The organism is Sorangium sp. So ce448, assembly GCF_051520915.1.
GTDB lineage: Bacteria > Myxococcota_A > Polyangia > Polyangiales > Polyangiaceae > Sorangium > Sorangium cellulosum_B.
The window spans coordinates 12,355,834-12,382,164 of record NZ_CP150343.1 but is presented as its reverse complement, the minus strand read 5'-3'; the positions used below and the strand labels follow the sequence as shown (position 1 = coordinate 12,382,164).

General features: G+C 68.8%; 18 protein-coding genes. 8 read left to right on the top strand and 10 right to left on the bottom strand.

The genetic code is table 11. The features are described from left to right. Window positions 1-6: 6 nt before the first annotated feature. The 10 genes from WMF45_RS46550 to WMF45_RS46505 form a co-directional block, all read right to left on the bottom strand. Window positions 7-1,758, bottom strand: coding sequence for a tyrosine-type recombinase/integrase (locus WMF45_RS46550; RefSeq protein ID WP_437713261.1), 1,752 nt, complete (start codon window positions 1,756-1,758; stop codon window positions 7-9). Between the two features lie 71 nt (window positions 1,759-1,829). Next, entirely contained in the window at window positions 1,830-2,357 is a 528-nt protein-coding gene (locus WMF45_RS46545; RefSeq protein ID WP_437713259.1) for a hypothetical protein, read from the bottom strand. 845 nt (window positions 2,358-3,202) lie between these two features. Then, complete coding sequence (locus WMF45_RS46540) at window positions 3,203-3,541, bottom strand: hypothetical protein (protein ID WP_437713257.1); 339 nt, start codon at window positions 3,539-3,541, stop codon at window positions 3,203-3,205. Between the two features lie 312 nt (window positions 3,542-3,853). Further along, the gene (locus tag WMF45_RS46535; RefSeq protein ID WP_437713255.1) at window positions 3,854-4,417 is read right to left on the bottom strand and encodes a hypothetical protein; all 564 of its coding nucleotides are present in this window, start codon (window positions 4,415-4,417) and stop codon (window positions 3,854-3,856) included. An 8-nt stretch (window positions 4,418-4,425) separates the two neighbouring features. After that, window positions 4,426-5,487: a hypothetical protein gene (locus WMF45_RS46530; RefSeq protein WP_437713253.1), complete on the bottom strand. Its 1,062-nt coding sequence runs from the start codon at window positions 5,485-5,487 to the stop codon at window positions 4,426-4,428. Further along, on the bottom strand, window positions 5,484-7,691 hold the full coding sequence (locus WMF45_RS46525) for a hypothetical protein (RefSeq protein ID WP_437713252.1): 2,208 nt from the start codon (window positions 7,689-7,691) through the stop codon (window positions 5,484-5,486). Before WMF45_RS46525 ends, WMF45_RS46530 begins: the two co-directional genes overlap by 4 nt. Beyond that, complete coding sequence (locus tag WMF45_RS46520; protein ID WP_437713250.1) at window positions 7,688-9,148, bottom strand: hypothetical protein; 1,461 nt, start codon at window positions 9,146-9,148, stop codon at window positions 7,688-7,690. Before WMF45_RS46520 ends, WMF45_RS46525 begins: the two co-directional genes overlap by 4 nt. Before the next feature lie 406 nt (window positions 9,149-9,554). Next, window positions 9,555-11,099 (bottom strand): hypothetical protein, encoded by a 1,545-nt coding sequence (locus WMF45_RS46515; protein ID WP_437713248.1) that lies wholly within the window; start codon window positions 11,097-11,099, stop codon window positions 9,555-9,557. Window positions 11,100-11,137: 38 nt separating this feature from the next. Then, window positions 11,138-12,766, bottom strand: a complete 1,629-nt coding sequence (locus tag WMF45_RS46510) for a hypothetical protein (protein WP_437719654.1) — start codon at window positions 12,764-12,766, stop codon at window positions 11,138-11,140. 20 nt (window positions 12,767-12,786) lie between these two features. After that, window positions 12,787-14,016: a hypothetical protein gene (locus tag WMF45_RS46505; RefSeq protein ID WP_437713246.1), complete on the bottom strand. Its 1,230-nt coding sequence runs from the start codon at window positions 14,014-14,016 to the stop codon at window positions 12,787-12,789. Between the two features lie 117 nt (window positions 14,017-14,133). Between WMF45_RS46505 and WMF45_RS46500 the strand changes: the two genes are divergently transcribed. The 8 genes from WMF45_RS46500 (at window position 14,134) to WMF45_RS46465 (ending at window position 26,018) form a co-directional block, all read left to right on the top strand. Then, the gene (locus tag WMF45_RS46500; RefSeq protein ID WP_437713245.1) at window positions 14,134-15,264 is read left to right on the top strand and encodes an RNA polymerase sigma factor; all 1,131 of its coding nucleotides are present in this window, start codon (window positions 14,134-14,136) and stop codon (window positions 15,262-15,264) included. A gap of 120 nt (window positions 15,265-15,384) precedes the next feature. Then, a complete protein-coding gene (locus WMF45_RS46495; RefSeq protein ID WP_437713243.1) occupies window positions 15,385-16,281 on the top strand; it encodes a helix-turn-helix transcriptional regulator in 897 nt (298 codons plus the stop codon). A gap of 192 nt (window positions 16,282-16,473) precedes the next feature. Continuing rightward, a complete protein-coding gene (locus WMF45_RS46490) occupies window positions 16,474-17,037 on the top strand; it encodes a sigma-70 family RNA polymerase sigma factor (protein WP_437713242.1) in 564 nt (187 codons plus the stop codon). Further along, complete coding sequence (locus WMF45_RS46485) at window positions 17,034-17,192, top strand: hypothetical protein (protein ID WP_437713240.1); 159 nt, start codon at window positions 17,034-17,036, stop codon at window positions 17,190-17,192. The genes WMF45_RS46490 and WMF45_RS46485 overlap by 4 nt, the downstream gene beginning before the upstream one ends. A gap of 746 nt (window positions 17,193-17,938) precedes the next feature. Beyond that, a complete protein-coding gene (locus WMF45_RS46480) occupies window positions 17,939-18,370 on the top strand; it encodes an SAP domain-containing protein (RefSeq protein WP_437713238.1) in 432 nt (143 codons plus the stop codon). Window positions 18,371-18,420: 50 nt separating this feature from the next. Beyond that, window positions 18,421-19,809 carry an IS1380 family transposase gene (locus WMF45_RS46475; protein WP_437711387.1) on the top strand — a complete coding sequence of 463 codons (1,389 nt, stop codon included), beginning with the start codon at window positions 18,421-18,423 and terminating at the stop codon, window positions 19,807-19,809. A 141-nt stretch (window positions 19,810-19,950) separates the two neighbouring features. After that, window positions 19,951-22,716 carry a DNA methyltransferase gene (locus WMF45_RS46470; RefSeq protein WP_437713236.1) on the top strand — a complete coding sequence of 922 codons (2,766 nt, stop codon included), beginning with the start codon at window positions 19,951-19,953 and terminating at the stop codon, window positions 22,714-22,716. Between the two features lie 5 nt (window positions 22,717-22,721). Beyond that, window positions 22,722-26,018: a zinc-ribbon domain-containing protein gene (locus WMF45_RS46465; RefSeq protein ID WP_437713235.1), complete on the top strand. Its 3,297-nt coding sequence runs from the start codon at window positions 22,722-22,724 to the stop codon at window positions 26,016-26,018. The last annotated feature ends 313 nt before the right edge of the window (window positions 26,019-26,331 follow it).

The window sequence follows — 26,331 nt, the reverse complement described above, 5'->3', positions numbered from 1 at the left end:
CGTCGGTCAGGAATCCCGCCAGGATTTCTGCGAAGACGAGGCGGATGCGGGCGAAATATCAATAATTTCAATATGTTTTGTCTGATTCTCGGTCGGGTCGCTCGCCGGCGTGGCCCAACGCGGGCCCAACGGGCCGCCTGCAGCCACCGGGGCGCCCGCAGCGGGCTGGCCGGCGTGGTCAACGACCGCGCCCGGCGCTCGGTGGTGCAGCGCGCGGACAAGGGACGCGCCGTTGCTCGGGGACGGCGAGCCCGCCTCCCGTCCCGCGGACATGGGATCACTTCCACCTAAACGACCGCCCCTGCCGTTCAGCTCGGGGATCGCCTCGTCCAGAGGCGCGAAGTCCCCCAAGCCGAGCTCAGCGACCTTGCGCGCCGCGCGCTTGTAGTGGTGGATCTGACGGCTCGACTTATGTCCGGTCCGGTCGGAGATCCACGTCTCCGTGCGGCCGTTCGCGAGTTTGATTGTGATGAAGGTTGCACGGGTGTCGTGCAAGCGTATATTCAGCCTTGACTGCGTGGTCTCGAACAACTCGGGCCGATCGATGCCAGCACGGCGCAGGTGATTTCGAAAGTTGTGCGCCCCACTGCGCCCCGGCAGGGGCCCACTCGGCCCAATGAAGACACGCTCCTTCGGGGGACATATCGCGAAATAGGCCCGAAGCGCGCGCACGACGTCGGGTGAGAGTGCCCAGGCGCGAGGATCATCCGTCTTGTTCTCGTCGAGCACGACGGCGCCGCGCTCGAGATCGAGGTCGGACGGCTCCAGCCTTCCGGCCTCGTCTGCTCGCATTCCCTCGCGAATCAGGAAGCCATAATAGATCCGATAGGACAGCGGAATATTCACCGCCGCCATGAGGCGCCTATCCTCGTCGGGATAGAGGGAGCCTTTGGCCTTGTTGTCCTCCGCCTTGGGGATCCATCCACGCGGCAGCGGATTGCTGGCGATGATGCGCGCCGGATAGGTCGCGAGCGCGAGTATCCGATGAATGACCTTTGCAACTCCTTGACGCGAGGAGTCCTCAAGATGTCCTGGCAGCATGGAGATCGCTCGATCCGCATGATCGAGCGTCAAACGAGAGAGAGGAACGGGGCCGAGTACCCCCAGAACATGATTGAGCTTATGCCGGTATTGCTCCGGATGGCGAAGCGCTTTCACATGCAGTGGGTATTGCTCGGCGAGCCTTCCAGAAACAACCAACTCGGCGAACTCAGCGAAGGTTGTTTCCCCGGACGCGCGAGCACGCGCTTCGCCCCTGCAGAGCTGCTCGATGGCAAGCCGGACGTCGCGGAGCGCGCTGCCCTCGCGCGCCGCAGCCCGCTCCAGCAGCGGCAAGCCGAGAACGATCTGGCCGGCCGCGAGCAGGCGCCCGGCGAGGTCGGCCAGCACCTCCAGGCGCGCGTTGGCTTCCTGCTCGGTCCGGCACGTCGGCAAGCTGAACGTGGATCGACCGGCCTCGCCGAGGCTGAGGCGCGCGGTCCACGTCTTGCCGCGCAGCCGGACGGACCCGGAGCCGTTGGCGCGCTTGTCTCCTGCGGGCCTGCCGGGGGCGCGAGTCGCCAGCTTCGGGTGCTCCGTCGTGCTCGCCGAGCCCGGCGAGTCTGCGGCGGCCGCCGCTGCTTCCGCCACCGGAGTGGCACGTCCGGCGGAGCGGCTCGAACGCAGACGCCGATCAGTCGATGCCGGTGCAGGGAGGGATGAGGCGGGGGACGACGCCGAGCGCTTGGCGCGCACCCGTCGCTGGGGTACGTCGGTCATGGGTCGGTCTCCGGTGAACGCGGGGGTCGATCAAGGGCCCGTCCGGCGTTCCAGCGCCGAGCGGGCCCGCTCTACTTCGGCGGCAGCCTAGCACGGCTTGTTGCTGCGGGAGGAGCGCTCGCCCGTCCGGTGCGCGGGCATGGGACAGATTCGAGACCGGCGGAGGCCAGCACGGCGGCAACCCGCGTGCGCTCATCCGCCTCTGTCGTGCGACGCGAGGCCGGCTCACTGGCCAGCGCCCGCAGGTAGGCCACGAACGCCTCGCGCTGGACCAAGCGCAACTTGCCGAGTTTCGTGATCAGCAGGGGAAAGCCCGGCGCGCGGATCGTGTCGAGGAAGACGCGCGCGGGGATGCCGGTTACCGACTCGACATTCTTCTGTGAGAGCATCTCCGGCGGCGGCGCCGTGATCGTCAGCCCATCCAGGGGGATCGCGAGCGTTGCGGTTGCCGTCGCCGTCGCTGTCTGGTCGATCACCTTCGGGCTGGACCATCCGCCGGGGGGAAGCTCCAGGCTCTCTCTGTAGCTGGCGCGCACGCCGCTGCCGGCCTGACGAAGAGCAAGCGGTGCCGATACACGGGCGAGAGCCGCTCGTGTCATGCTGTACCTCCATCTGTGTTGTGTTCGTGCGCAACCGTGACCGACGCCGCCGGAAGGTGCCCGAAAAGGTATCTCGGAGCCGACGGTATCTCACTGCGAGATACCCGCTGTACGCGCCTGAGAAAACACCGCGTCGTGTCGCGAGGTTAGGTGTTCTGGAAGGCGCTGAAGAGGGGTCGAAAGATGGGGGGAGCGAAGGGCATCATTTGGTATCTCGGAGCGACCCGCCGGCACCGCCCAGGGAGGTCGCGCCGCGCCGCGCGCTGAGACCGGCTGCGATCGTGGGCGCGGCCGTGCCGTGGCGGTAAGGGCCATCGGCGGCATCGCGTCGTCGCCATCGCCGATCGGCACACGCTGCCAACGGAACTGCGTCAATTCCGTGCGGTGTCCGTCGTGGGGCGCTCCTCGTCGGCGACGAGCTCGGGCGGCCTCCAAGCGCCCGGCGCGTTCGGCGAGCACCTCCAGCCGCGGGTTGGTTTCGTCCTCGGTCCAGTACGCCGGCAGACTGGCGGTCCAGGTGTTCCCGCGCAGCCGGACGGAGCCCACGCCGTTGGTGCGCATCGCTGTCGTTGGTTTGCGGGCACCGCGAGCGTCCGGCTTCCAGCATTCCGCCAAGCTCGCCGGCTCGGCGAGGCCGCGTCGGGTGCAGCAGTCTCCCAGCACGACGACGGGCCCCCGCCGCAGCGGCTCGAGCGCACCCACCGGTTCGGCGGACGACGGCGCGGGGAGGGACGCGGCAGGGAGCGAAGGCGAGCGCTTGGCACGCGCCCGCCTTCCCTGGGCGAGATGAATCATGGGTCGTCTCCGGTTGCCTGGGGGTCCGATGACGGGCTCGCGCGGCATTTTCAACTCCGGACGAGCCCACCACGCGTCCGCCGCGGCCTGCCACCGCCTGCGCCGTGGGGAGGCGCGACCGCTCGGCCGGTGCGTGCGCACGGGATGGGCTCCAGGCCAGCAGCCGCCAGCACGGCGGCAACGCGCGTTTGCTCATCCTCGTCTGCGTCACGGCGCGACGCTGGGTCACCAGCCAGCGCCTGGAGGTAGGCGACGAATGCTTCGCGCTGGACGAGGCGCAGCTTGCCGAGCCTCGTGACCGGCAGCGGGAAGCCCGGCCCGCGGATCGTGTCGAGGAAGACGCGTGCCGGGATCCCGGTGACCGACTCGACGTGCTTCTGCGAGAGCATCTCCGGGTGCGGCGCTGTGAGAGTGAGCCCGTCCAGCGGGATCGCGAGCGTCGCCGTCGCTGTGATGGGATGGGCAAGCCCCCTCGGGGGGCACGATCCTCGGGCAGGCACGTCCGGGAATGTCCTCTCGACCACGCGTGTGCTGTGTTCCACCTGACGAAGCGCAAGGGGTGCCGATACACGGGCGAGAGCCGCTCGTGTCATGATGTACCTCCATCCGTATTGGGTTCGTTCGCAACCGTGACCGACGCCGCCGGAAGGGGCACGAAACGGTAGTTCTGCGCTCCCGGTAGTTCGCCGCGAACTACCGGGCTACGCGCCCGGAAAGAACATCAAGCGATGTCGCGGGGTTAGGTGTTTTTGGAAGCGTCGCTGAGGGGCCGAAAAACGGGGAAAATGAAGGGCTCGATTTGGTAGTTCTGCGCGCCCCCTCAGCGACGCGCGCGGAGGTGACACCGAGGGGGGCGCCAAGGTAGGCACACCGCGCAGAACGCGACCCACGGGCACCGGGCGAGCGGGTTCGACCGGTCCGCCTTTGCCTCCGAAGCCCCACGCTCCCGTGCCGGCCACCGTGTCAATGATGCCGTCGGGCGCAACACGACGGACGCTGTGATTGCCCCTGTCGGCGATGTAGACGCTGCCGTCGAGCCCCACCGCGATGCTGAACGGACTCGTCGATGTGGCCAGCGTGGCGGGGCCGCCGTCACCGGAGAACGGCTCTGAGAGAGCGGATGCCCACCCCCGGCCCGTGCTCGGCGCTCCGCGCCTGCGCGCGATCCGCCCCTCCCTAATCGCGCGCTCCGCGCGCTCAGGGAGGGGTCTGCCGTCTGGCTCGTACGACGTGGGTGCGAAGTCCGGAGATGGGAGAGCGTGCACGACCTGCGTCAGGACATCAGGCCCAGCACGAAGAGAGCATCAGACCAGAGCGGCCACAGCGTGCGGTAGGGGTGCGTGACGAGCACCACGCCGCCACTCGGGAGGCGGCGCACGTGGAAGGGGGCGTGCTCCTCGAGGAACCGGGTGTGCCTGCGCGTCGTGATGTCCGCTCGCCAGGCGGGCGGGCCCTCGCCCTCGGGGGCCTTTCCGATCTGGCGGAGCAGCTCCATGATTTCGCGCGCGTGGGGCTCCGCCGCGCGCCACGCGTCGTCGGGCACCGCCGCCGCCTCGAGCGCTTCGAGGAGCACCGCCGACGGCGTGGCGAGCGCCTTGAGGACCGTCTCGCGCGAGAGCGAGCGCGCGAGATCGCTCTTGCCTTTCATGGGCACGCGCGCGCCGCGCGGCGCCGCGTCGACGCGCGCGTGCAGGGCCTCCAGGGACGTGCCAGCGATGCGGGAGACGCTCTCGTTGCCGTGGAGGCTCACCCACGACAGGGCGAGGTCGCGCGCGAGTTCCGCAGTGTTCGCGTTGTAGGTCGCGCACATCTCGACCGGCGCGACCCAGTACCCCGCCTGCGTACACGCACCCGTCTGGATCCGTCCGCTCGCGTCCGGTGCACAAAAGCGGAGCAGGAGGTCCTCGAGGTCGTCCTGAATCATGTGCCACGACACCGCAGCCTCGGCCTCGATCGAGCGCGGGCCCCTGCCCCAGGCGAGGTCGAGGTCAGAGCGGAAGAAATCCGAGCTGTCGCACACACGCAAGACGAGGGGGCCGAACGGACAGTCACGTTCGCATTCTTCGGTGTAGCACGCGATGCCGAAGCAGACGTCGCGCTCGGGGTGGCGCAGCGTGACACCAGACGAGACGTCCGCGTTGATCCATCCGGAGAAGTTGGCGCGGACCGTCGCGATCACTTCCTCCAGGGAGTGCGTTTTGCGCCAGATGTCGTTGTCCATCGCCACGCGGATCAGGTCTCCCGGGATCACCAGCGCCGGCAGCGCTGCCGCGAGCGCGTCGACCCGGTCTGCCTCGTCACACCACGCGTAGAACATGGGGCCGGCATCGCTCATAGCCGGATCACCATGATGACCTTGTTGTCCACGGTGACGGGCTTGCCCGTGCGCAGGTTGACCATGTAGCCGTCCCGCACGCCGATGTTCCGGTTATTGAACTTCGCGCCTTGCTTCATGATGACCTCCAAGCGGGCCACGTCGCCATCGAGTCCCCACTTCGTCTTCAGCGTTTCCATCGCGTTCGTCAACTGCTCGATCAGATCCTTCACGATGACAGGATCCCCGCCTTTTGCCTCGCTGAGAATCAGCTCGTTCCCTCCACGTAACGTGACGAAGTCCGGCGCCTTCCCCTCGATGGTATGAGGGCGTGACTCCTTCGGAATGTCGAGCACCCTGCGCACGCCGTCGTCGCCGACCCCGATGAGCGCTCTTCCGTCGTCCACCAGGAACTTGGCCGCCTTCTTCTCGAAGATATTCACCGCCTCGGTCGTGATCGCCCCGCGGAGGTTCTTGTACCCCCGGACGCGGTTCGTTTTCACGATCTTGGCGAACACCTCCTCGATCTCGGCGATCTCCCCGGCCACCCGGATCGCCGCCGGCCGCAGCCCGCTGCTGATCTTGACCGCGCGCCACATCGGCCCGACCGCGCCGAGTCCGAACCCCATCCCCGAGAAGATCCGCTCCTCGTCGCTCAGCTCCTCGCCCGACGGCAGGCACCACGCCTTCCCGGTCACCGCCTCGCACAGGTCGAGCGCCGGCCCCACCACCGGCACGAAGCCCACCCCGATGCGCGTCGTCGCGTGCACCAGCGTCTGCATCACCTCCGCGTACGCCTCGAAGCCCTCGCCGACCGTCGACATCGCCCCCGCGAACGCGCTGATCGTCTGGTAGAGCTGCGTCTGCTCCAAGTCGAACCCGTCCCCTGTCCACAGGTTGAGGTTGTCCTTCATCTGGTCCGCGAGCGCGTCGAACCGCGGCTTCAGCACCGTGTCCACCTGCGCCCGCAGATCCGGCGGGATCGGCGTCTCGATGAACCAGTCCGACGCATCCATGAACTGCCGCACGAACCCCGTGATCCGGTTCTGCGCGTTCAGGAACGCGTTGGTCTCCGCGAGCGACACGCCCATCCGGTCGCGCAACGCAATCTCCAGCGCCGCGCTGTTGGCTCGCCACGCCCTCACGTTCGCCACGAAGTCTGCCCGAAAGACCACCACCCGGCCGCTCACGTCCGCCTCCAGCGCCGCGAGCACCGCGTCCGCGTACGCTTCGTAGGGATCCCTACCCTCGTCGAACGCCCCCTCCACCTCCGCGATGTCGGGCACCTCGACCCACGGCACCTCGCTCTCCCCGAGCGCGTACGCCTGCGGATCGTCCGGATCCCATCCTTCGGCGCGCGCGTCTTCCGTCGCCAGGTCCGCCACCTCGTCGGCCTGCGCGCCGAACTCGTCCATCAGCCGCGCGAGCTCGTCCTCGAGATCGCTGACGCTCTTCTTCAGGTCGTCGACGAGCTGCTCCATCGCCGCGCGCGTCTCCGGCGCGACCGCGTCCTCATACCGGTCCAGGATCGCCTCGAGGTCGGTCCGCGAGATCTCGTCCAGCGGTCGGCTCACAAGGTCCTTGAGCTCGGTGTCGAGCTGCTGGAGCAGGTCCAGCTTCTCCGCCAGCCGACCCACCTTCCGTGCGTTCGCCACGAGCGCCGCGCGCTCCTTGGCGATCTCGGCCAGCAGGATCTCGATGTCGCGCGCCAGCGCCGGGTTGATCTCCGCGAGGCTCAGGTCGACGCTCCTCTTGCCCTCAAAGCCGGCCCCATCGCGGCGGATATCGAAGAGCGGCTTGTTCAGCCCGAGCGGCTCCGAGACGAGGTGCACCACCTCGTGCGAGTGGGTACACCAGTCGCCGCCGTTGACGGTGTGGACCCGGAAGTGGAAGTCGTTGCTGCCCATACGGAGCAGCACCGAGTCGAACTCCGCCTCGAAGATGTTGCTCTGGGAGCCATCGGCTTCGATCCGCAGCGCGTCCGGAAGCGAGTATGTGGGCAGCGGCGTCTGGTTCACCTCGAAGAAGGCCTCGCCCTCCGTCTCCAGCTCGGCCTTCCCGCATGAGGTCGCGTCCTCGCGCCCGTTCCAGAGCAAAGTGTACGGCGTTCCCGCCCACCCCACCGACGGCGCCAGCACAGCCATCATCGTGACCAGCGCGACGAGCTTCCGCAGCACCGCAGCGTGAAAGCCACGGAGCGCAACGTCCTTCTTCGACCGCCTCATATCCCCTCCGCCCCGCGCACCGCGGCGTCATACGCGATCGCGGCGCCCTTCACGTCGCCCGCGTCGAGCCTCGCCTGCGCCGCGTCGAGCGCCGCCGCAGCCATCCTCTTCTCCCGCAGCGTCGCGAGCCCCGCCGCGATCTTCCGCGGCAGCCCCGTCTCGAGCTCGGCCTCGGCGGCGTCGAACCGCCCCCGGAGCTCGGCGCACCCGGCCTCGCGCCAGGACGACCCCGCCGCCTCGCAGAGCGGTCGCAGCTGCGCCAGCGCCAGGAGCTCCCCGCAGCGCTCGGCCAAGAGCGGCAGCCCGAGCTTCTCGCTCACCGGCGGCGCCGCCGAGAGCGCCGCGACCTGCGCGCGCGCACGCTGCTCGAAGGCGTTCGACCCCTTGCGCGTCCGCGCCCCTGCGACGGCCTCGCGCGCCCCCTCGTCCATCTGCAGCACGCGGAGCGCCTGCCGGCGCAGCGCGATGCCGCCGAGCAGCGCCGCCGCAGTCGCGTCGCTCCGGGCGACGCGACCCTTCACGTAACCCAGCATCGCGTTCAGCGAGCGCAGCGCGCCCGACGTCATGTCCGGCAGCACGGCGCCGTGCGTGGCGAGCAGCTCCCTGTGCGGCGCCATCGCCTCATCGAAGGAGGCCGCGAAGACCTGGAGCGTCGCCGACCACCCCAGGATATCCGCGGTGAGCTCGCCGGGCGCGCGGCTCGCCTCGCGCGCCGCCGCGAGCACGGCCTGCTCCACGCCGTCGAGACCGTCGATGTCCGACTGCGACGCCTGCGCCGAGAGCGCCGCGTACGCAGCCGTCTCCGCCGCCTCGGTCGCGCGGTACGCGGCGAAGCGCGCCGCGACGCCCGCGTATTTCGATCGCAGCGGGGCGGCCTCGTCCCGGGCCTGGTCGAAGATCACCTGCACGGCCGCCATCGCCTGCCTGTCGGCCGCGAGCGTGGCGGCGAGTGGCTCCCTCTCGGCGCTGGCCTTGTCGAGCATCGCCGCCCTGAAGTTGCCGGCCGCGTCGACCGGTGCCTCCGCGAGCAGCACCCTCTGGCGGTCCCTCGCCTCGTCGAGCAGCCGCGCGAGCTTGCCAGCGAGCGTCGCCCGCAGGGACTCGGCGTTCCTCGCGTCGTCGCGCACGTACGCGATCGCCTCGTCGATGTGGCCGAACCAGACGCCGAGCGAGGTTTCGCTCGCGACGATCTCCTCCGGCGTCTTGTTGTTCGGCCAGGTGGCCCACACCTCGATGGGCAGGGCGCCGTCCTTCTCGGCCTGGGCCCATGCGGCGCCCGGTCCCACGTTCTCGCCCACGCAGTGCTCCTCGCCGCCCACCGAGGCCGCGCAGAAGCTCCCGAACGTGTCGTCCCCGAACTTCCACAAACAACCTGCCCCCGCGGCGCCGAACGCCAGGGCGGCCACAGCGACCGCAAGGATCGTCCTCCGTCGGCTCGGTCTGGATCTTTCGCCCATGCTCATTGCCTCCACCCCGCGATTTTTCTCGCTCGCGCACCCTCGCCCGCACGTTTTCCAGAAGCAAGCGTCCCCACCAAAGCGCTAGGACATTGCTCGGCCGTGGATCGCGCCCCGAGCGCCAGGTTGTCCGTCCTCAATGCGCGGACAGTCGCGGAACCGGAGAGGTGTGCTTGGGGGTGCGTGGCGCCACGGCCCGCGGACCGGCCGCGGGGTCGAGGCGGAGGCCGCTGAGCTCGTGACCCTCGCCGGCGAGCTCCGCGAGCGATGTCTCAGCGTCGTGCTCCTGGGGCGCAGCGTGGCTGTCCACATCGCCACCAGCAGGCCCGCGGGCGCCCTCGTGGAGCTCCGAGCGTGCCACCGTCGGCGCCCTGTCACTACAGGGTTCGCCTGAAGTGTCGTGATCCTATTCAGGGAAACGCAGCGTTTCGACCCGGGTGCCGTCCTCCCCCCGGATCTCTTCGCCAGACCAATCCCAGCTCACGCCGCCCTTCCCCGGCGGTCCGAGAGTATAGGTGACCCCCTCGAGCGTGAGCCGAGCTTCGTCGAGGTAGGCGATGCCGATCGAGTCGCCGCCGCGCCCGGGGCCGCCGTAGCCGCCATCGCCCCCTAGGCCGCCGTCGCCACCTTTGCAGGACCAGGTGCCGTCTCCCACGGCGCCACCCAGTTCGCCTCGACCGCCTTTGCCCCCTTGCTCGGGTGGCCCGCCGTCGCCACCCGGTCCCCCGGCGAGCGTCTCGATCACGGTGTCGCGTACCGTCAGGTTGGCGTGGAGCGCGACGATCCCGATCGTCGGGTGGCCGTTCTCACCCCCTCGACCGCCTCGCCCACCGCAGCCACCTGCGCCTCCGGAGCCGCCGCCAGCGCCTCCCTTCGACGCCACGCCGCACACCGCGAGGCCGCCTCGACGGCCACCGCCCCCGCCGCCGCCTTGACCCGGCATGCCCCTATCGCCGTCGCCTGCCCAGTCGGCCTCCCATCCTGTCTCGGTGATACGCCCGATGCCCTGACCCGCGGCGCCGACGGTACCCCACATGCCGTTTTTCCCGGTGAAGCCGCCGCTGCAACCACCGTCTGCCCGGTTGCCAAGTCCTCCCTGCCCATCGTGGCCGGGGTCCGGCTCGGGTACGGGCTCGCCGGCCTCCCCATCTCCAGCGCCGTCGGCGCGCCCGTCGCCTCCCTTGCCACCGGCGCTCGGGATTCCGCCATCGCACGGATTCATCACCGCCGGGCCGCCGGGGACCGTGTCTGCCGAGCACGCATCGCCGCCATACACGCCATCCGGTCCGCGCGGTGCCTGGTTTAGCCCGCCCCATTTCTCGCCATCGTGGCCTGCCCATCCGTAGGAGGTGCGGAGCTCGCTCCGGATGAGCTCCACGGCCGTGTTGGAGCGAACAAGCATCGTGATCGGGCCCCACCCATCCAAGATCATGTCGACGATTGTCGATACCCCGTCCGCGGCGCCGCTGTCGCCGTCGCTTGCTGGCACAACGGTCAGGACGATGTCCGGCCTGTCCGAAATCTGAAGCACAGAGCGCGTGTCGGCCTGGCGCTTCCAGCTCACGCAGCCGAACCCCCCGATGAGATCCACGCCGGAAGGCAGCGTCAGGGGCCCGAAGAACCCGTCGGCGCACGCGAAGACGCGCCCTCGGCCGGTACGCGCGAGCTCCACGCCGCGCTGCAGCGTGCGCACCGGCTTGTCTTTGGTCGTGCCGGGGTTCGCGTCGTCGCCGCTGCCCCAGACGCCCCCCACGAACACGCCGCATCCATCCTCCCACACATCGGCGGCGAGACGCTCGAGGCAGACCGACTCCGGCGGCGCCTCGCCTTGACACGACGAGGTGCCGTCGCACGCCGGTCCGCCAGGCTCGTTGGGGCCCGGCGCGGTGCCGCAGCCGGCCAGGGCGAGCAGCAGCGCGGGGGACAGATGGATCGCTCTTGTGGTTCGCATCGTTCTTCCTCGATGTCGTGTCGTAGCGAGGGGGACAATCAGCGGGGCGGGGCGGGATTGGGCACGTCGAATTGACGGTAAGGCATGGAGTCGCCATCCTCGCCCATCCCCACCTCGTCATCTGGTCCTGCATTGCCTGCGCTGCCGCCCTGGCCAGGTTTTCCAAGCTGTACAGGAGAGTCCGGCCCGATGCCCACGTAGGCGCTGTGAGCAGCGACGCCGTAGGAGGATCCTCCGAGGCCGCCGCCGGCGTCGCCCCCGCGACCGCCGTCGCCTCCGGTGCCCCCCTTGCACGCGGGCCACATCTCACTAACACCGGGAGGAGGCGTTCCTCCATAGCGGCCGACGGCGCCCCCTCCGCCCGGTTGGCCTGTGCCGCCGACCCCGCCGTTGCCACCGTTGCCCGTAGTCACCCGAGTCGCCTCGAGCGTCACCGCGCTTCCCTGCAGGGCAACGACGCCGATGCTCGACCCGCCATAGCCACCGCCTTTGCCCCCAAGGCCACCGCAGCCGCCGCTGCCACCGGAGCCGCCACCTGCGCCGGCCTGCGGGCGGCCAGCTGGGCACGCCCCCATCGCTCCCCGCGATTTGCTGCCGCCACCGCCGCCCCCTCCTTGACCGACGCCGCCCCTCTTTCCATCATCACCGCGGATTCCCATCCAGCCGTTTTCGGTGAGGTAGCCTGCGCCAACAGCACCGTCCGCGCGACCGGCGTCAGGGCCGTCCATCCCGTTTTCGCCATCACCGCAACGCGCGCTGCCCGCGCCAGTGCCTCCAAGGCCGTTGCCTTCTGGATTCTCCGCGGGCCGCGGCTGCCCCGGAGCGCCATCGCCTCCCGACTCGAGCCCACCGTCGCCCCCGTAGCCTCCGGTGGACTCGACGCCATCGTCGCACACAGTCACGACTGCCAGCGCGCCCGTCGGGGAGTCCGTGGTGCAGGCGTTCGCGCCGTCGTTCCCCAACATGCCGGCATTCGCGCGGAAGCTCGGCGCGTCCTTCCCCGGCTCCCCGTCCTTGCCGTCGCCCGCGACGATCACGCTTTCCCGCACGATCGCCCTGGCCCCCGCGCTCAAGATCACCGCGATCGACGACTTGCCGTCGGGTGCCGAGGCGCCGGCCGCCTTGACGCTCGCGCCGAAGACCGTTGACGTCTTGCCCTCCTTTTCGCCTGCGATCACCCTCAGCGGGATCCCCCCCGGCGGAGCGATGATCGTCGGGTGCTCCGGCCCGCCGAATGACCCCTCGTACGACCAATCCCCGCCGTCACACAGGCGCCCGCCCCAGAGGTCGACCCCCGAGGGCAGCGTGATCGTCTCCGCGAACTCCCCTCCGCACGCGTACACGCGCCGGGTCGGCTTCTCGTCGTGGCTTCGCCCATGCGCGGCGAGCCCAATCGCGTGTTGCAGAGTCTTCACCGGCGCGTCCTTCGTTCCGGGGCTGTTGTCGTCGCCCTGCTCGCTGACGAACACCCCGCACTCGTCGAGCGCCATTGCCGTCGCTGGGTTGCCGTCACAGAGAGTCGGCTCAGGCGCAGGGGCGCACTCCATCACTTCCCAGCAATCGTCGCGGTACGAAGTGCAAGCTAGCAGCGTGCTGCTCGCTCCCCACGCACAGACCACGATAGCAACGGCGGCGGCCAACGCTCTTCGGTCTTCCCGTGGCCGCATCCCCTCGGTACCCGGCATGGTTACCACACCCCCTCGATGCTCACGCCCGTCTCGTGCCCGGTCACGACGGGCGATACATTGACCCCATCCTGAGCTGGCGTGCGTCCCAGGAAGGAGAAGTCGGTGAAGAAGGACGCGGCGGTGGCCGCGCCGATCACACCGCCCGTGATGACCAGGGCCATGCCCACCCGGTCGGACAGGTTGCGCGCGTCGCGCAGGCGCCGCAGCTCGCCGCATGGCGAGCGATCTGGCGCTTGCCAGCACATGGACGAGCTCGATCTGGGGTTGCTCTGGAGCTGGTCACGCCGCGCGCTCATGTCCTGATCGAGCTTGCTGGCGCTGATCATGAGGATCGCGCCTGCCGATACGGTGCCCGTCGCGAGCGAGATTCCCACGACACGCAGCGTGCCCGGCCACGAGGCCCACGGGCTAGGGGCCTGCGCGCGCGGAGCGGGCAAAGCGCGCACCGGAGTCGGCGTCGCGGTCGCGGTCCCCTTGGAACTTCTCGCCTCCTTGGTGCCGCTCGCCGCTGCACACAGCAACGGCATCGTGAACTCGTGCTCCGCGCCCGCCACGGCGCGCAAGGAATGAAGCGCGTCCTTGCAGCCCGGTGCACGGCCCCGCACCATGTGTTGGCCCGGCTCGAAGAACAGCGTGTAGGTCCGCGCGGTCCGGCCGATGCGCTTGCCGTCGACGAGCACCTCGGCGTCGGGCGGATCGACGCCGAGCACGAGCCGCGCGACGTGCGGCGCTGCCTTGCGCTGCCCTGCCTCGAATCGCTGCTGGAGCGCTTCCGGCAACGCTTCGCGCTGTTCTAGGCTCCTGGCCAGGTGCTCGGCCGCGTCGCGGTACTTGTGCAGCGCGAGCTCGCAAAGGCCGAGCTCACCGGCGAGCTCCGCGCGCTCCACCTCGGTGCTGGTCGCCGCGTCCGCGGCCTCCAAAGCTGCCTTGTATTCAGCGGTTGCCTCGGTCCACAGCCCGGCCTTGCGCGCTTTCTGACCACGGCGAACATGCTCCTTCACCGTCGATCGGTCGCTCGGTCCCGCCTTCGGATGGATATTGTCCGCGCTGGCCGAGTTCGGGACGCCTGTTGCGGCCCCGAGCGCAAGAAAAATCGAGAGCGAATGCGCAATGCAACGCATGCCGCGACGGTACCGACGCCGGCTGCTAGGCGTCAACCGGCAGAAACCGCCACGTCTCGGCGGCTTCGGTGGGAATTGGCGGTCGGATGAGGGAATGCGTTCAACCATCCGTCAGACATGGCCAAGCGTAGCCCAAGAAACTACATGGCGCACATTATCCGACCGAAGTTGCTCCTCGACTCATTTCTCTGAACCTTTTGGGCCGCCTCACGTGTGCTGCTTACCGTGGCCAAGCCAGAAACCGACTCCCCCGGCTTCGAGCTCTTCCGGCGCCTGGCCAGGCGCCACGGTGTACCGGCGCGAAACGCCGAGGATATCGCCCAGGAAGCGCTGCTGCGGGGGCTCGACGCCGACCAACGGATCGAGCCGGGCGGCGACCCGGGGCCGTACCGCGTCACGATCGCCGTCAACCAGGCGCGCAATCACGTCCGGGACGCGCGCTGCCGCGGCGAGGTGCTCACGTCGTTCGATGAGCGCGAGATCCGAGATGAGCTCCCCACGCCGGAAGAGCTGCTCCGCAGACGGCAGCGGGAAAAGCTCACCCGGCAGCTGATCGACCAACTCGAGCCCAAGTACCGGGATCTCGTGATCAAGCACGACCTCGAGGAGGTCCCGCTCGCCGAGATCGCCGCCGAGCAGGGGCTCCCGCTGGACACGGTGAAGACGCGACACCGGCGGGCGCACAAGGAGCTCGAGGTGCAGGGGGGACGGTGGCAGGCGCAGGAGCGCTCTCAGGGAAGGGACGGGAGCATCTGCGTGCCGCTTGCACTGGGCTTCGGCCGCCGCGCGTCGTGGGTGGCCTCGCTGCGCCGGCTGGGCCTGAGGATCGTCGTTCAGGCCGCGCTCGTCCTGCTGACCGGCGCGCTCGTCTCCGCCGTGCCGCCCTTGCCCGACCTGGAATCGTGGATCAGGGTGGCGGCGGTCCGCGCCCCTGCCACCGCGCCCGCCGAGCAGGACACCGTGACGCCCCCGGCGCGAGATGGCGCCCAGAGCGCCGCGGGGCCTGCCGGTGGAGACGGGATGCCCGACGCAGCGGCGCCCGCCGCGGCGACTGCGCACGAGATCTCGTCGCGCACGGAACACGGAAGCGCGCGCGGCGAAGCGATGGCGACCGGCACGCCCGCTTCCTCGAACGCGAAGACGAGAAGTCGCCGGGCCGCGCCTCCGGCGAGCGCCGTTCGACCGACCGCCGGCGAGGTCGAGAGGAGCCTGGTCAACCAGGCGCGGAGGGCCATCGAGGCCAACGACGTCATGGCTGACGTCGAGGCTCAGCGGCTGCTTGAGGCCCACGCGCGGCAGTTCCCGCAAGGGCGGCTCGCCGCGGAGCGCGAAGAGCTGCTCAGGCAGCTTCGCTGAATCGTCGGCTACCCATCAACAGCTAGGCAGGCGGGGATAGCGGTGCTGCTTTCGCGCAGCGCAACGCGGAGATCCCGCTTGCGTCGGACAACAACGCTCAGGTCCAGGAGGCGAAAGTTCATGGAAGACATGCTGGGTGCGATGTGGCTCGTGTCGCCGCTCGGGCTCGCGATGATCGCGTGCGTCGCGATCGGCTTCGCGGTCACCGCGCGCGAAGCGCTGGGACGAGAGCGCGGGCTTCGCGAGGCGCGCGAGCACGCGCAAGATGACGAGGAGGCGGCCCTCACCGATGCGAAGGAGCAGGCCGCGGGGGAGCGCGATCGATACCGGCGCCTTCTGGACTGTCACGTCGACGCGGCGCTTGCAGAGCTGACAGACGCCCGAGCGCGCCCCGCTCCCCGGCCGGGGAGGGTCCTGGAGTCGTTCTGCGCGACGACGCCTTCGTGGAGGAGAAAGCTGGCCGAGAGTACGGGGTTGGAACCGAGGGAGGTGGAGCGGTTGCTGAGGAGCGACCTGCCGATGACGCCCGGCCTTGCCCGGCAGCTGGAAGCCTTCACCGGCACGCCAGCGCGGTACTGGGAGCGCCTGTGGCGGCTGCACGAGGACCACCGAACGGACGCGGAGACGACGGTGGTGATGCAGATCGGTGCGCCCAGCGCCAAGCGTGAGAGCTCGGCGCTGCCCGCGGCGTCCTCGGTGCCGAGCTCGGCGCCACCGACTCCGCCGACGATACCGCCCCGCGCGCTCGACGTTCCTCCGCCCGTGGTGCCGTCTCCCGAGCTTGCGGCCAGTAGCCCGCGGGCGAAGCTCCCGCCGCCTCCGCTGCCGCGGCTTCGGTCGCCGCTCGCTGTCCGCACCGCCGCGGGGGCGGAGCTCGCCCAGCGCGCCGCCACGCTGACGAGCTTCCCGCTACAGCGTGTCGAAGAGGGGACGAGCTCCGCCAACGCGTCCGACTGGGAGGACGCAGAGCGCTCGCCGCTGAACACGACACTTCCGGGCGTAGGGAGCCATGGATGAGCGCCGCCGCGCTTCGCAGCTACACGCCATCATGAGCCTGCTGGCGAGCATGCCGCCGCTACGGGAACTGAGCAGCTACGGCTGACGTCTTCCTTTGGTAGCGGACGGGGAAGACCGCGAACCGGTGCCGCATGAGACGGACGCGCGGCACCATCAGATTACGGGCGATTGCCCGCGGGGAAGGGTAACGCCATGGCTTGTCTGTCGAATGAAGACGAGCGCGCCGCCGCGCACGCGCGCTTGTTTTGCCCGGCGCAGGTTCGTGCTGTGCTGCGCTGGCTGGGGAGGCTGGGGGTCCCATGGTGCCATCGTACCGACGTCGCAGGCCAAGTCTGGCTCAATGCCTGGGAGAGCTGGCCCAGATTCGATCCGAAGCGCGGCAGGCCGGAACGCTGGTTGAACGCGATCACCGTACACGTTGCTTCACACTATCACCAGCGTATGCAGCACCGCAGGGAGGAGCTCGTCGATTCGATCGACGTGACCGATCCAGCCCCGGATGCCGCTGCTACGATGGAATCCGACAGCATCAGGACGGGTACCATCGACGCGCTAAACGAGCTCGATCCGAAGCTGCGCGTTGTTCTCGTGGCACACGATCTGAACGGAGTCTCGATGGCCCAGATCGCCGAAGACGAAGGGCTATCTCTCTCTGTGATTTACAAGCGACGCGCCAAAGCGCTCGGCGCGCTGCGCGACATCATCGGATTTCGGGAAAACGTGGAGGACTTCGCCCGGAGAGTGGGGCCGCAATGACCATCAAAGGCCTGGTTGTTCACTTCCGGCGCGACTTGGACGATCATGAGGCCGAGCGAACAATCGACGCTCTCATGATGATCAAAGGGGTGAGCAAGGTGTCACCTATCGCAGCCGGTTACGAGGACGACCTGAACCGGCAGCGGGTCAAGTGAGAGCTGCGCGACAAGCTGCTCGCGCTTCTGGACGACGAATAGACGTCGAGCTCGGCGCTGGCGAACCCGCGTCCGAGGGCGTCACCGAGCCCGCCGACCCGTGTCTCGGCTTCCGCTTCCAACGGGGAGGCGCCGAGCTCGCGCTCGAGCGCCACGTCCGCCAGCGCAACGCGCCCATGCGTGACCAGGTGGCCGACTTGATGAGACGGAGCATGTTGTCTCACTGGATCGCCTGGACGGCTGACCGGGGCGAGCACGTGCGATCGCTTGACATGCGCCCGCGTGTGTGCGTTTCCGCTCAGATCTACCGCGGGACTGTTTCGCGGGGGCGAACGGTCGCGATCCGTCGCATCCGCGGGGATTTAGGGAGAGCGTAACGGCGGATCGCACCCCCGGACGGCATGGCTCCAACCCGGGCCCAACTGTCAAGCCCCGGGCCTGGGGAGTTCACCGCCACCGATCCGTCGGGTCGGGCTGCGGTGGTCGCCTCGCTCGCCAGCACCCTGAGCCGCGCCGTCACCCTCAGCGATGAGGTCGGGGTCCGGGTCGTTCACGAGGCCATCGGTCGGCTATTCGGCCTGGGGGGCACCAGAGGGGTGAGCAAGTTTGGGCCGAACGTCGAGCCCGCCGCTTGCGTGGACTCGAGCTCAGCTCGGGCTCGCCGGCCGGCCGGGCACGACGACGCGACCACTCGGCGACCTGCGAGACGCTTGCCCACCGTAGTGTTCTGAGTTTCCATCCGCCGCGTGGAAGGATCGCTCACCCCTGAGCAGACAGCGGCGTGCCTCGACACGCTCGGCGCCGACCGGCTGCGTGCGCTGCTCGACACGCTCGACCTCGAGGCCACGGACCGCCGCTCGCGCTCGGCGCTGATCGCTGCGATCTCGCGAGCGCCGCTCCCCGACGTCGTCCGCGCCCTCCGCGTCCCCGAGCTTCGCGCGTTCTGCACGACCCTCGGGGTGCACGACAAGGGCACGAAAGACCTGCTCGTGAAGCGGATCCTGGCCGCGCCTGGCACGCGGGTCGTGCGCTCGCACAGCGATCGCCCGGATGGCGCGGCAGGGGCCGGTGCGCTCAAGGCGGCGCTTCGGCGCTTCACGCTCGAGGTGGCCGCAGGCTTCAGCGTGGATTTCGCGCCTACGATGCCGGTCCGAGGCGTGAGAAATTCGACGCCGTAAACGGAACGCCTTGAAAGAAAGGCTCGGCGTGGCGACCCGTCCGGGTTGCTATGACCAAACGAAGGCACACGCCGAGCACCTGCAAGGTGCGCCGGCGCGAACTCGGGTTCAAGAGGAAAGGCGACGGGCGGCACCAGGAGCGAATCCGGCGGCCAGACCCATGCAGAATCCACGTCGAACCGACGGAGAAGAACCTGACCGGCGTCGCAGGGCTTGCCCCGTTCGGCGCTTTCATCCGGCAGCTCGGCGTCGACGCGGCCTTGAGGCGCAGGTTCTCCCGGCTGAAGACGGGCCGCTCGGTGATCTACCCGATGGCCGCGCAGATGCGCCTGCTCATGGACAGCGCGCTCGCCGGCGAGGAGCGCGTCTTCGGCATCGAGGCGCTCGCCGTCGATCCGCTCTTCGTACGCCTCGCCGGCGGGGTCGTCCCGAGCATCGACACCGTCTACCGGGACCTGTGCCGCTTCGATGAGGAGGCGGTTGAAGCGCTGCACGGCATGGTCGTCGACCACGGGCTCGCCCTCATTGCGCGGCGAAAGCACCGATTCGTGCACCTCGACGTCGACACGACCGTGGAGCCGCTCTTCGGGATGCAGGAGGGGGCGCTTCCAGGCCCGAACCCGCGATACCACGGCCGGCCGAGCTATCATCCGATCCTGGCGCGCATCGCCGAGGCCGACGCCGTCGTCGGAGCCAAGCTGCGACCGGGTGACACGAGCTTCGGCGAAGCCGATGTGCCTTTCGTCGAGCAGTGCATCGACCGGGCGCGCGCCGCAGCGCCGAGCGCGGCCATCTACGTGCGGATCGACGGAGCGGGGGATTGCAGCGCCTTGATGCACGCCGTCGCCGCGAAGGGATGCTTTTTCCTGACCAAGGCGCGGATGAGCCCCGATCTGGTGGGCATGGTCGCCTACGCCACCGGATGGCGTACCATCGACTGGGATGCCGATGGTCGTCCTCGACGACAGGTCGCCGAGGTCCCCTTCCGGCGCAGCGGTTGGCCGGATGGCGTCCGCGTGATCGCCGTACGAACACGCGATCGGTACAATGGCAAGCAGATCTACCTCTGGGAGGACCTCGACTACACGGTGCAGGTCTTCCTGACCAACGAGCCGGTCGAAGCGCCGGAAGACGTCGCGGCGCGGTATGACCTGCGCGCGGGCATCGAGCCGCTCATCGGCGATCTCAAGCATGGGTGGGGCTGCGGCCGCGTGCCGAGCCACAGCTTCAACGCCAATCATGCCGCGCTGCTGCTGAAGCTCCTGACCGCCAACCTGATGCGCCGGTATGTGCTCGACCATGTTCCGCACCTCGCGAGCTGGCGAACGCCGTGGCTGCGCCGCGCGCTGATCCTCGTCCCGGGAAGGTTGGCCCGGTCGGGTCGGGGCACGACCCTGCACGTGCCAGAGCGCTCGCAGCTCGCTCGCCAGCTCAATTGAGCTTGGAACCAGCCAAAGTCATTGCGGGGGGTAAGGGGGGCGTGTGCCTTCGCGACGCGTTGGGAACGCGCAGTTGTAATTGGCGTCGCATTCGTCGGCGGAACGCCGCTCGCGCGTCGCCGTCGGCACCACTGGTGCCCCGTGGGCGCGAAATCCACGTTCAGTGGACGCGACGCCCAGACCAGGTTCGTCAAGGCGTTCTTCGCGTGCTTTGGCTGGCGAGACGGCGAGCCCCCTGGCGCTGACATTCCGGCGTCGCTCTCGGTCGTGGAGCTCGGGCAGCGTACGACGCGCCCCGTCGCGGCCCTCTGGAGCGAGCGCCGCATCCTCGTCGACGTCGTGGCGCCGGAGGTCGCGCTCGACACTGCATGGAACGACCTGCTCCGCGCCTGCCTGGAGCAGAGCCCCGGCCCGCAATTCGTCATCCTGACCAACCAGCGCGAGCTGCGCCTCTACGACCTCGGGCGCGACCGCTCAGTGCCACGCCTCGCGACCCCGATCGACGACCTCCCGAAGTACAGCGACGCATTCGTCTTCCTCGGAGAAGGCTGGGTCCCCGGGACGACGCCGAAGATCGTCAATGTCGGCAAGGTCTCGCGCGAGGTCGCGGACGTCGTCGCGAAGCTCTACCGGAGCCTCAAAGCGAAGTTCCCGAAGCGCGAGGCGGACATCATCCAGTTCACGCTCCAGTGCATCATCACGATGTTCGCCGAGGACATCGGCCTGCTGCCGCCGGACTACTTCACGACGCTCCTGTACGAGGGAGCGCGGCATCGCGATGTCGAGCGACGCCTACGCGAGCTCTTCACGTTGATGGCGACCCGCGACGTCAAGCCGCCGCGCCCGGTCGCGTACTTCAACGGCGGTCTCTTCGCCGCGCCCGTCACACTGCCGCTCGGGGACGCCGAGCTCACCGTCCTCACGCGGGCCGCGGAGGCCAACTGGAAGTACGTCGATCCGCACATTTTCGGCAGCGTCTTCCAGGGCATCATGGACGACGCCGAGCGACACGCCAGCGGCGCGCACTACACCGCGCACGAGGACATCATGCGCGTCGTCGGGCCGACGATCGTCGAGCCCTGGCGGAAGCGGATCGCCGAGGCGAAGACGCTCGCCGAGCTGCTCGAGGTGCGGAGGGCGCTCTCGAAGTTCCGCGTGCTCGATCCGGCGTGCGGGAGCGGCAACTTTCTCTACGTCGCGTTCCGCGAGCTCTACAACCTCGAGACGCAGGTTCTCGCGCGCATCCGGGAGTTCCCCTCGGGCCAGGGCATCGGCTGGGGCAGCGTGATCTCGACGCTGAACTTCCACGGCTTCGACACGAACGAGTTCGCGGTCCAGCTCGCCAGGGTGACGCTCAACATCGCGAAGAAGATCGCGTTCGAGGACCGGCGGCAGAAGGCGGCCGACGCATCGTTCCAGGGAGAGCTCGAGGTCGACCCGTCCCTCCCCCTCGACAATCTCGACAAGAACATCGTCTGCGCCGACGCTCTCTTCACCGAGTGGCCAGAGGTCGACGCCATCGTCGGCAATCCGCCGTTTCTCGCGGGCACGAGCATAAGCAGCGAGCTGAGCCCGGGGTATCTTGCCGAACTCCGCGATGTGTTTCCCGACGTTCCTGGCCGAGCCGACTACTGCTGCTATTGGTTTCGTCGCGCCCATGACAGGCTTCCCCGGGGTGGACGCGCAGGATTGATCGGCACGAGCTCGGTGCGTGAGGGCAACAGCCGCGTCGCAGCGCTCGAGTACATCGTAGCCAACGGGGCGACCATCACGAACGCGGTTTCGTCACGGCCGTGGCCGGGAGCTGCGGCCGTTAACGTCGCGATGGTCAACTGGACCAAGGGCGATCCGGCAGGGCCGCATGTTCTCGAGATTGAGGGTGTGGTTCATGAAGTGAGGGTGATCGCTCCGCATCTGCAACTGCACGCCGACGTGAGCGACGCTCGCGAAATCCGCGCCAACGATGGTCCGAGGTCGTCACAAGGCATTCATGTTGGCTCGAAGTGCAACCAGGTCAACAAGGCCGCCGCCGCGGAGATGTGGTCGGATCACTCTTCGCGCCCATTCATTCATCCCGTGGCAGATGGCAACCACCTCCTCGGGGGCAAGCTGTCGACGAGCCCCGATTACATCGTTGACATGAGTGATTGCCGTGACCTGGCCCATGCACAACGCGGAGGTGCCGCGTTCGCCTTCCTGAAGCGAAAGAAATTTCCGGAGGTGCAGAACAAGTCGGCTAGCTTCGAGGGATGGAGCGAGCGCTGGTGGCAGTCGTGGCGCCCTCGTGAGGCCTTCTTTCAAGCGTCCAACGGGATGCGCCGGATCATCGTCTGCTCGAAGCATGCGGCGCGTCCGATCTTTGCGTTTCTTTCGACGTCATTCTTCCCGACTGACTCGTTGCAGATGTTCGCCTTCGATGACGATTATGCGTTCGGCCTTCTCCAATCTTCGGCGCACTGGCGCTGGGCGATCGCGAAGGGCAGCAAGCTTGTGGACAGGATCCGATACACGATGGACGTCTGGAATACGTTTCCCTGGCCGCAGGAGGCCTCGGAGAGCAGCGTCGCGCGCGTTGCCGCCGCGGCCCGCGAGCTCCGTGCCACGCGCGATCGGCTCATGGAGGCCAACGGCTGGTCGCTACGCGCCCTGTATCAGGCCGCCGAGGTCGCCGGCCCTCACCCGCTCAAAGACGTGCAGCGCGCGCTCGACGAGGCTGTCTCCGAAGCGTACGGCATGCCTTCCGATCAGGACGTGACCGAGTTCCTCCTCGACCTGAATCGCTGCCTCGTAGAGGACGAGGAGCAGGGGAGGACCGTGACCGGCCCCGGGCTCCCGCCTGGGCTCGATCCCAAGGATCCGCGCTGGCTCAGCGCCGACTGCATCAAACCTCCCCCGCTCTCGGAGTAGCCGCCATGTCTCAGACCGTCGCCGAGCACCTGGCTCTCGGGCCGCTGTGGGACGCCACAAAGAATCCGGACGCCGCGTCGACGGTGTCCGCGATGAGCTACAAGGCCGCCTGGTGGTCGTGCCCGCGTGGTCACGCGTTCCAGCGCGCGCCGCGCGCCTTGCTCCGCGACCCCGCCTGCCCGCAGTGCAAGGTCGCGGGTTCAAGCGCCTCGCTCGCGGACAAGCGCCCGGCGCTCGCGGCGCTATGGCACCCGGAGAAGAACGGGGACCTCACGCCGAGCACGGTCGACGCGACCTCGACTGCTCCGTGCTGGTGGCGCTGCCCCGCCGGTCACGACTTCCAGCGCGCGCCGCTGCTCATGATCCGCGACGCGGAGTGTCCGACGTGCGCGCTCGCGAAGACCTCGCTCGTCGTCACGCACCCCACGATCGCCGCGGAGTGGAACACCGCGCGGAACGGTGCGGTCACGCCACAATCGGTCGACGCCGACCACATCATGACGGCGTGGTGGACCTGTCCAAAGGGCCACGACTACCAGGCCACCGTGCGCTCGCGGGCGAAGGGCGGCTCCCGCTGCCCGACGTGCTATGCGGGCTGGTCGCTCGAGCACATCCGCGAGTTCGTCCAGGCGCTCCTCGCCCACGTCGGCGCGTTCGACCCGAGTGAGAAGTTCGCGCTCGCGATGCAGGCCGGGCTCTTGAAGGACAAGGCGTCGCGGCCGTTCGTGAAGGCCTTCACCAGCGGCAAGTTCCCCGTCGCCGAGCTCGAGAAGTTCCTGCGCGGCGAGCCGTCGCTCGTCGACGGCTTCATGGCCCGTGGAGGCGGCGCCGATCCGCACGACGACGGCCCCATCCTCCAGGTCGTGGAGCCCGAGCCGGAGCGCCGAAGGACGGACGTGCCGGACGACCGCTTCGCGCTCCCGAGCGCACCCGAGCCTGAGGACGCTGCCGACATCGACGTGGGTGCAGAGGTCGACGTCCACGGCCCGCCGGATGCCAAGGGCGACGGGGAGCTGCCCGTCGTGACGACGCGCGAGGCCCTCCAGGCGCTCGACAGCGCGCTCATCGCGAGCGCCGACGCCGAGACCGTGAAGTTCCTCCTCGACAGCGCGAAGGCCAAGCTCTGGCGGCACGCGTATTTGAACCCGAAGGAGGCGCGCGAGCACGCGGCCTCGTTCCAAGGGGACGTGTACTCCTCGCTGGTGAGGGATCGATTCCTCGCCGAGTTCGACGAGGCCGAAGCCCTCGTGATGCCGAAGGGCTACGCGTTCCAGCCAGTGCCGGGCGGGCCCATCGTTCCGCCGAACCTCATGCAGCGACGCGTCGCCGTGTGCGTCCGCCAGGCGCGGCGCTTCGGCAACTGGTCAGGCATGGGCGCCGGCAAGACCCTGAGCGCGATCCTCGCGACCCGCGTCGCCGGCGCGAGCCTGACGGTCATCTGCTGCCCTAACGCGGTCGTGGACAACTGGGCCCGCGAGATCGACAACGCGTTCTCCGGCTGCGAGGTGGCGAAGAAGACGTGGACGCCGGAGTGGAGGGACCCGCTCGCCAGCGCTCCGCGCTACCTCGTCCTGAACTACGAACAGTTCCAGCAGCCCGACTCGGAGGCTCGGCTCGTCGCATTCCTAGAGAAGAACGTCGTCGACTTCGTGGTCGTGGACGAGATCCACTACGCGAAGCAGCGCGACGAGGGCGCCGCGATGAGCAAGCGCAAGCGGCTCGTCCAGGGCCTCGTGCTCGAGGCGGGGAAGAAGAACGCGGAGCTCTGCGTGCTCGGCATGTCGGGCACCCCGGTCATTAACGTGCTCCAGGAGGGGAAGAGCCTTGTCGAGCTGATCACCGGGCATCGCCACGACGACCTCGAGACGAAAGCCACGGTTCAGAACTGCATGCGCCTCTACCAGCGGCTCGTGACGCTCGGGACGCGCTGGAGGCCCAACTACGCCATCCAGCTCACGGTCAGGCGCGAAGAGATCGACTGCTCCTCAGACCTCCACGAGATCCGGCTCGTGGGACAGGGGTCGACGTTGGAGCTCGAGCAGGTGCTCACGCGCCTCCGCTTGCCCACGATCCTTGCGAACATCGCGCGCGGCGAGAAGGTGCTCGTCTACACGCACCTCGTCGACGGCATCGCGAAGGATCTGCTCGACGCGATCAAGGCCGCGGGCCATTCGGCGGGGCTCCTGACGGGCGAGACCGACGACTCCGACTTGCGCGAGTTCTTGAAGCCGAACGGCGCCGTCGACGTCCTCATCGCGTCGAGTCGAATCGGCACGGGCGTCGACGGCCTCCAGCACGTCTGCAACAAGCTCATCATCAACGTCCTCCCGTGGACGAACGCCGAGTACGAGCAGCTCATCGGCAGGCTCTACCGGCAGGGGAGCAAATTCGCGCACGTCGATGTCGTCATCCCGGTGACCTTCGCCATGGTGAACGGGGAGCGCTGGTCGTATTGCGAGTCGAAGCTGAACCGCCTCGAGTACAAGAAGTCGATCGCGGATGCCGCCGTCGACGGCGTCGTCCCCGAGGGCAACCTGAGGACGCCCTCGCAGGCGCAGCAGGACATCATGCGCTGGCTCGCGCGGCTCGAGGAGGGCGCGGTCGAGACCATCGCGCGCAGGAAGATCGTCATCCCGCTGTCGGGCGAACCGACCGAGGTCAAGCGCCGCGTCGCCGCGTACGGCGACTTCACCCGGATCAACAACCGCTGGTACGCGGCTTCCAGCCAGAAGACGCACGCGCGTCTCGAGGCCAACGCGGAGGAGTGGGCGCACTACCACACGCTCTATCGCGAGGCGCGGCAGAGCTGGCCGGTTGTGCCGTTCGAAGAGGAGATCCGTTGGCTCGAGCAGCGCGACCCGCTCGTCATCGGAGACTTCGGCTGCGGCGAGGCGATCATTGCCGAGCGCGTCGGCGCGAAGCACGACGTTCGCAGCTTCGATCACGTCGCGGTGAACCCCAGCGTCGTGGCGTGCGACATCGCGGCCGTCCCGCTCGGCGACGGGGAGCTGGACGTCGCCATCTTCTGCCTGTCGCTGATGGGGGCGAACTTCACCGACTACCTGCGCGAGGCTCACCGATGCCTCCGCCTAGATGGCCGGCTGCACATCTGGGAGCCCGCGAGCCACTTCGACGACATCGACGCGTTCTGCACGGGGCTCGCGCGGCTCGGCTTCGAGGTGATGGATCCGCGCCAGCAGGGAGCGTTCACGCGCATCCGCGCCGTGAAGGCGACGACAGTGACGCCGCCGAACGTCGTCCTCCACTTCAGGGGAAGGTCAGCTGCCGTTCCAGCCGAGTAGGGGGATACGTGGTCGCTGCGCGTCTCGTGTATGCGGCGTCTATCGCCGCTGGCTACACGAGGACGACGTGGGCACCAGCGCGCTCGCGACCGCACCCCACGCAACAAGCCACTGCAGATCGCCGGCAGGCGTCGCCCCGTCGACCCTGCTGCGTGAGGACGCGCGTGCCTACTCGTCTTCCCCTTCGGCGGTCGCGGGGATGTAGACGCGCCGGAGGGGCAGAAGCCCCTTGTACTTCGTGTCCAACTGCTCGTAATGCGCAAGGACGAGCTCGACGAGTTCCTCCCCGTCGGTGAGCCGAAGGTTCGGACTT

Coding starts and splice junctions, on each gene's coding strand:
- WMF45_RS46510 (WP_437719654.1), bottom strand. CDS start 12,766: ATGCGGCCACGGGAAGACCGAAGAGCGTTGGCCGCCGCCGTTGCTATC.
- WMF45_RS46515 (WP_437713248.1), bottom strand. CDS start 11,099: ATGCGAACCACAAGAGCGATCCATCTGTCCCCCGCGCTGCTGCTCGCC.
- WMF45_RS46530 (WP_437713253.1), bottom strand. CDS start 5,487: ATGAGCGATGCCGGCCCCATGTTCTACGCGTGGTGTGACGAGGCAGAC.
- WMF45_RS46495 (WP_437713243.1), top strand. CDS start 15,385: ATGGAAGACATGCTGGGTGCGATGTGGCTCGTGTCGCCGCTCGGGCTC.
- WMF45_RS46550 (WP_437713261.1), bottom strand. CDS start 1,758: ATGACCGACGTACCCCAGCGACGGGTGCGCGCCAAGCGCTCGGCGTCG.
- WMF45_RS46465 (WP_437713235.1), top strand. CDS start 22,722: ATGTCTCAGACCGTCGCCGAGCACCTGGCTCTCGGGCCGCTGTGGGAC.
- WMF45_RS46540 (WP_437713257.1), bottom strand. CDS start 3,541: ATGCTCTCGCAGAAGCACGTCGAGTCGGTCACCGGGATCCCGGCACGC.
- WMF45_RS46520 (WP_437713250.1), bottom strand. CDS start 9,148: ATGGGCGAAAGATCCAGACCGAGCCGACGGAGGACGATCCTTGCGGTC.
- WMF45_RS46475 (WP_437711387.1), top strand. CDS start 18,421: ATGACCAAACGAAGGCACACGCCGAGCACCTGCAAGGTGCGCCGGCGC.
- WMF45_RS46505 (WP_437713246.1), bottom strand. CDS start 14,016: ATGGTTGAACGCATTCCCTCATCCGACCGCCAATTCCCACCGAAGCCG.
- WMF45_RS46525 (WP_437713252.1), bottom strand. CDS start 7,691: ATGAGGCGGTCGAAGAAGGACGTTGCGCTCCGTGGCTTTCACGCTGCG.
- WMF45_RS46545 (WP_437713259.1), bottom strand. CDS start 2,357: ATGACACGAGCGGCTCTCGCCCGTGTATCGGCACCGCTTGCTCTTCGT.
- WMF45_RS46490 (WP_437713242.1), top strand. CDS start 16,474: ATGGCTTGTCTGTCGAATGAAGACGAGCGCGCCGCCGCGCACGCGCGC.
- WMF45_RS46485 (WP_437713240.1), top strand. CDS start 17,034: ATGACCATCAAAGGCCTGGTTGTTCACTTCCGGCGCGACTTGGACGAT.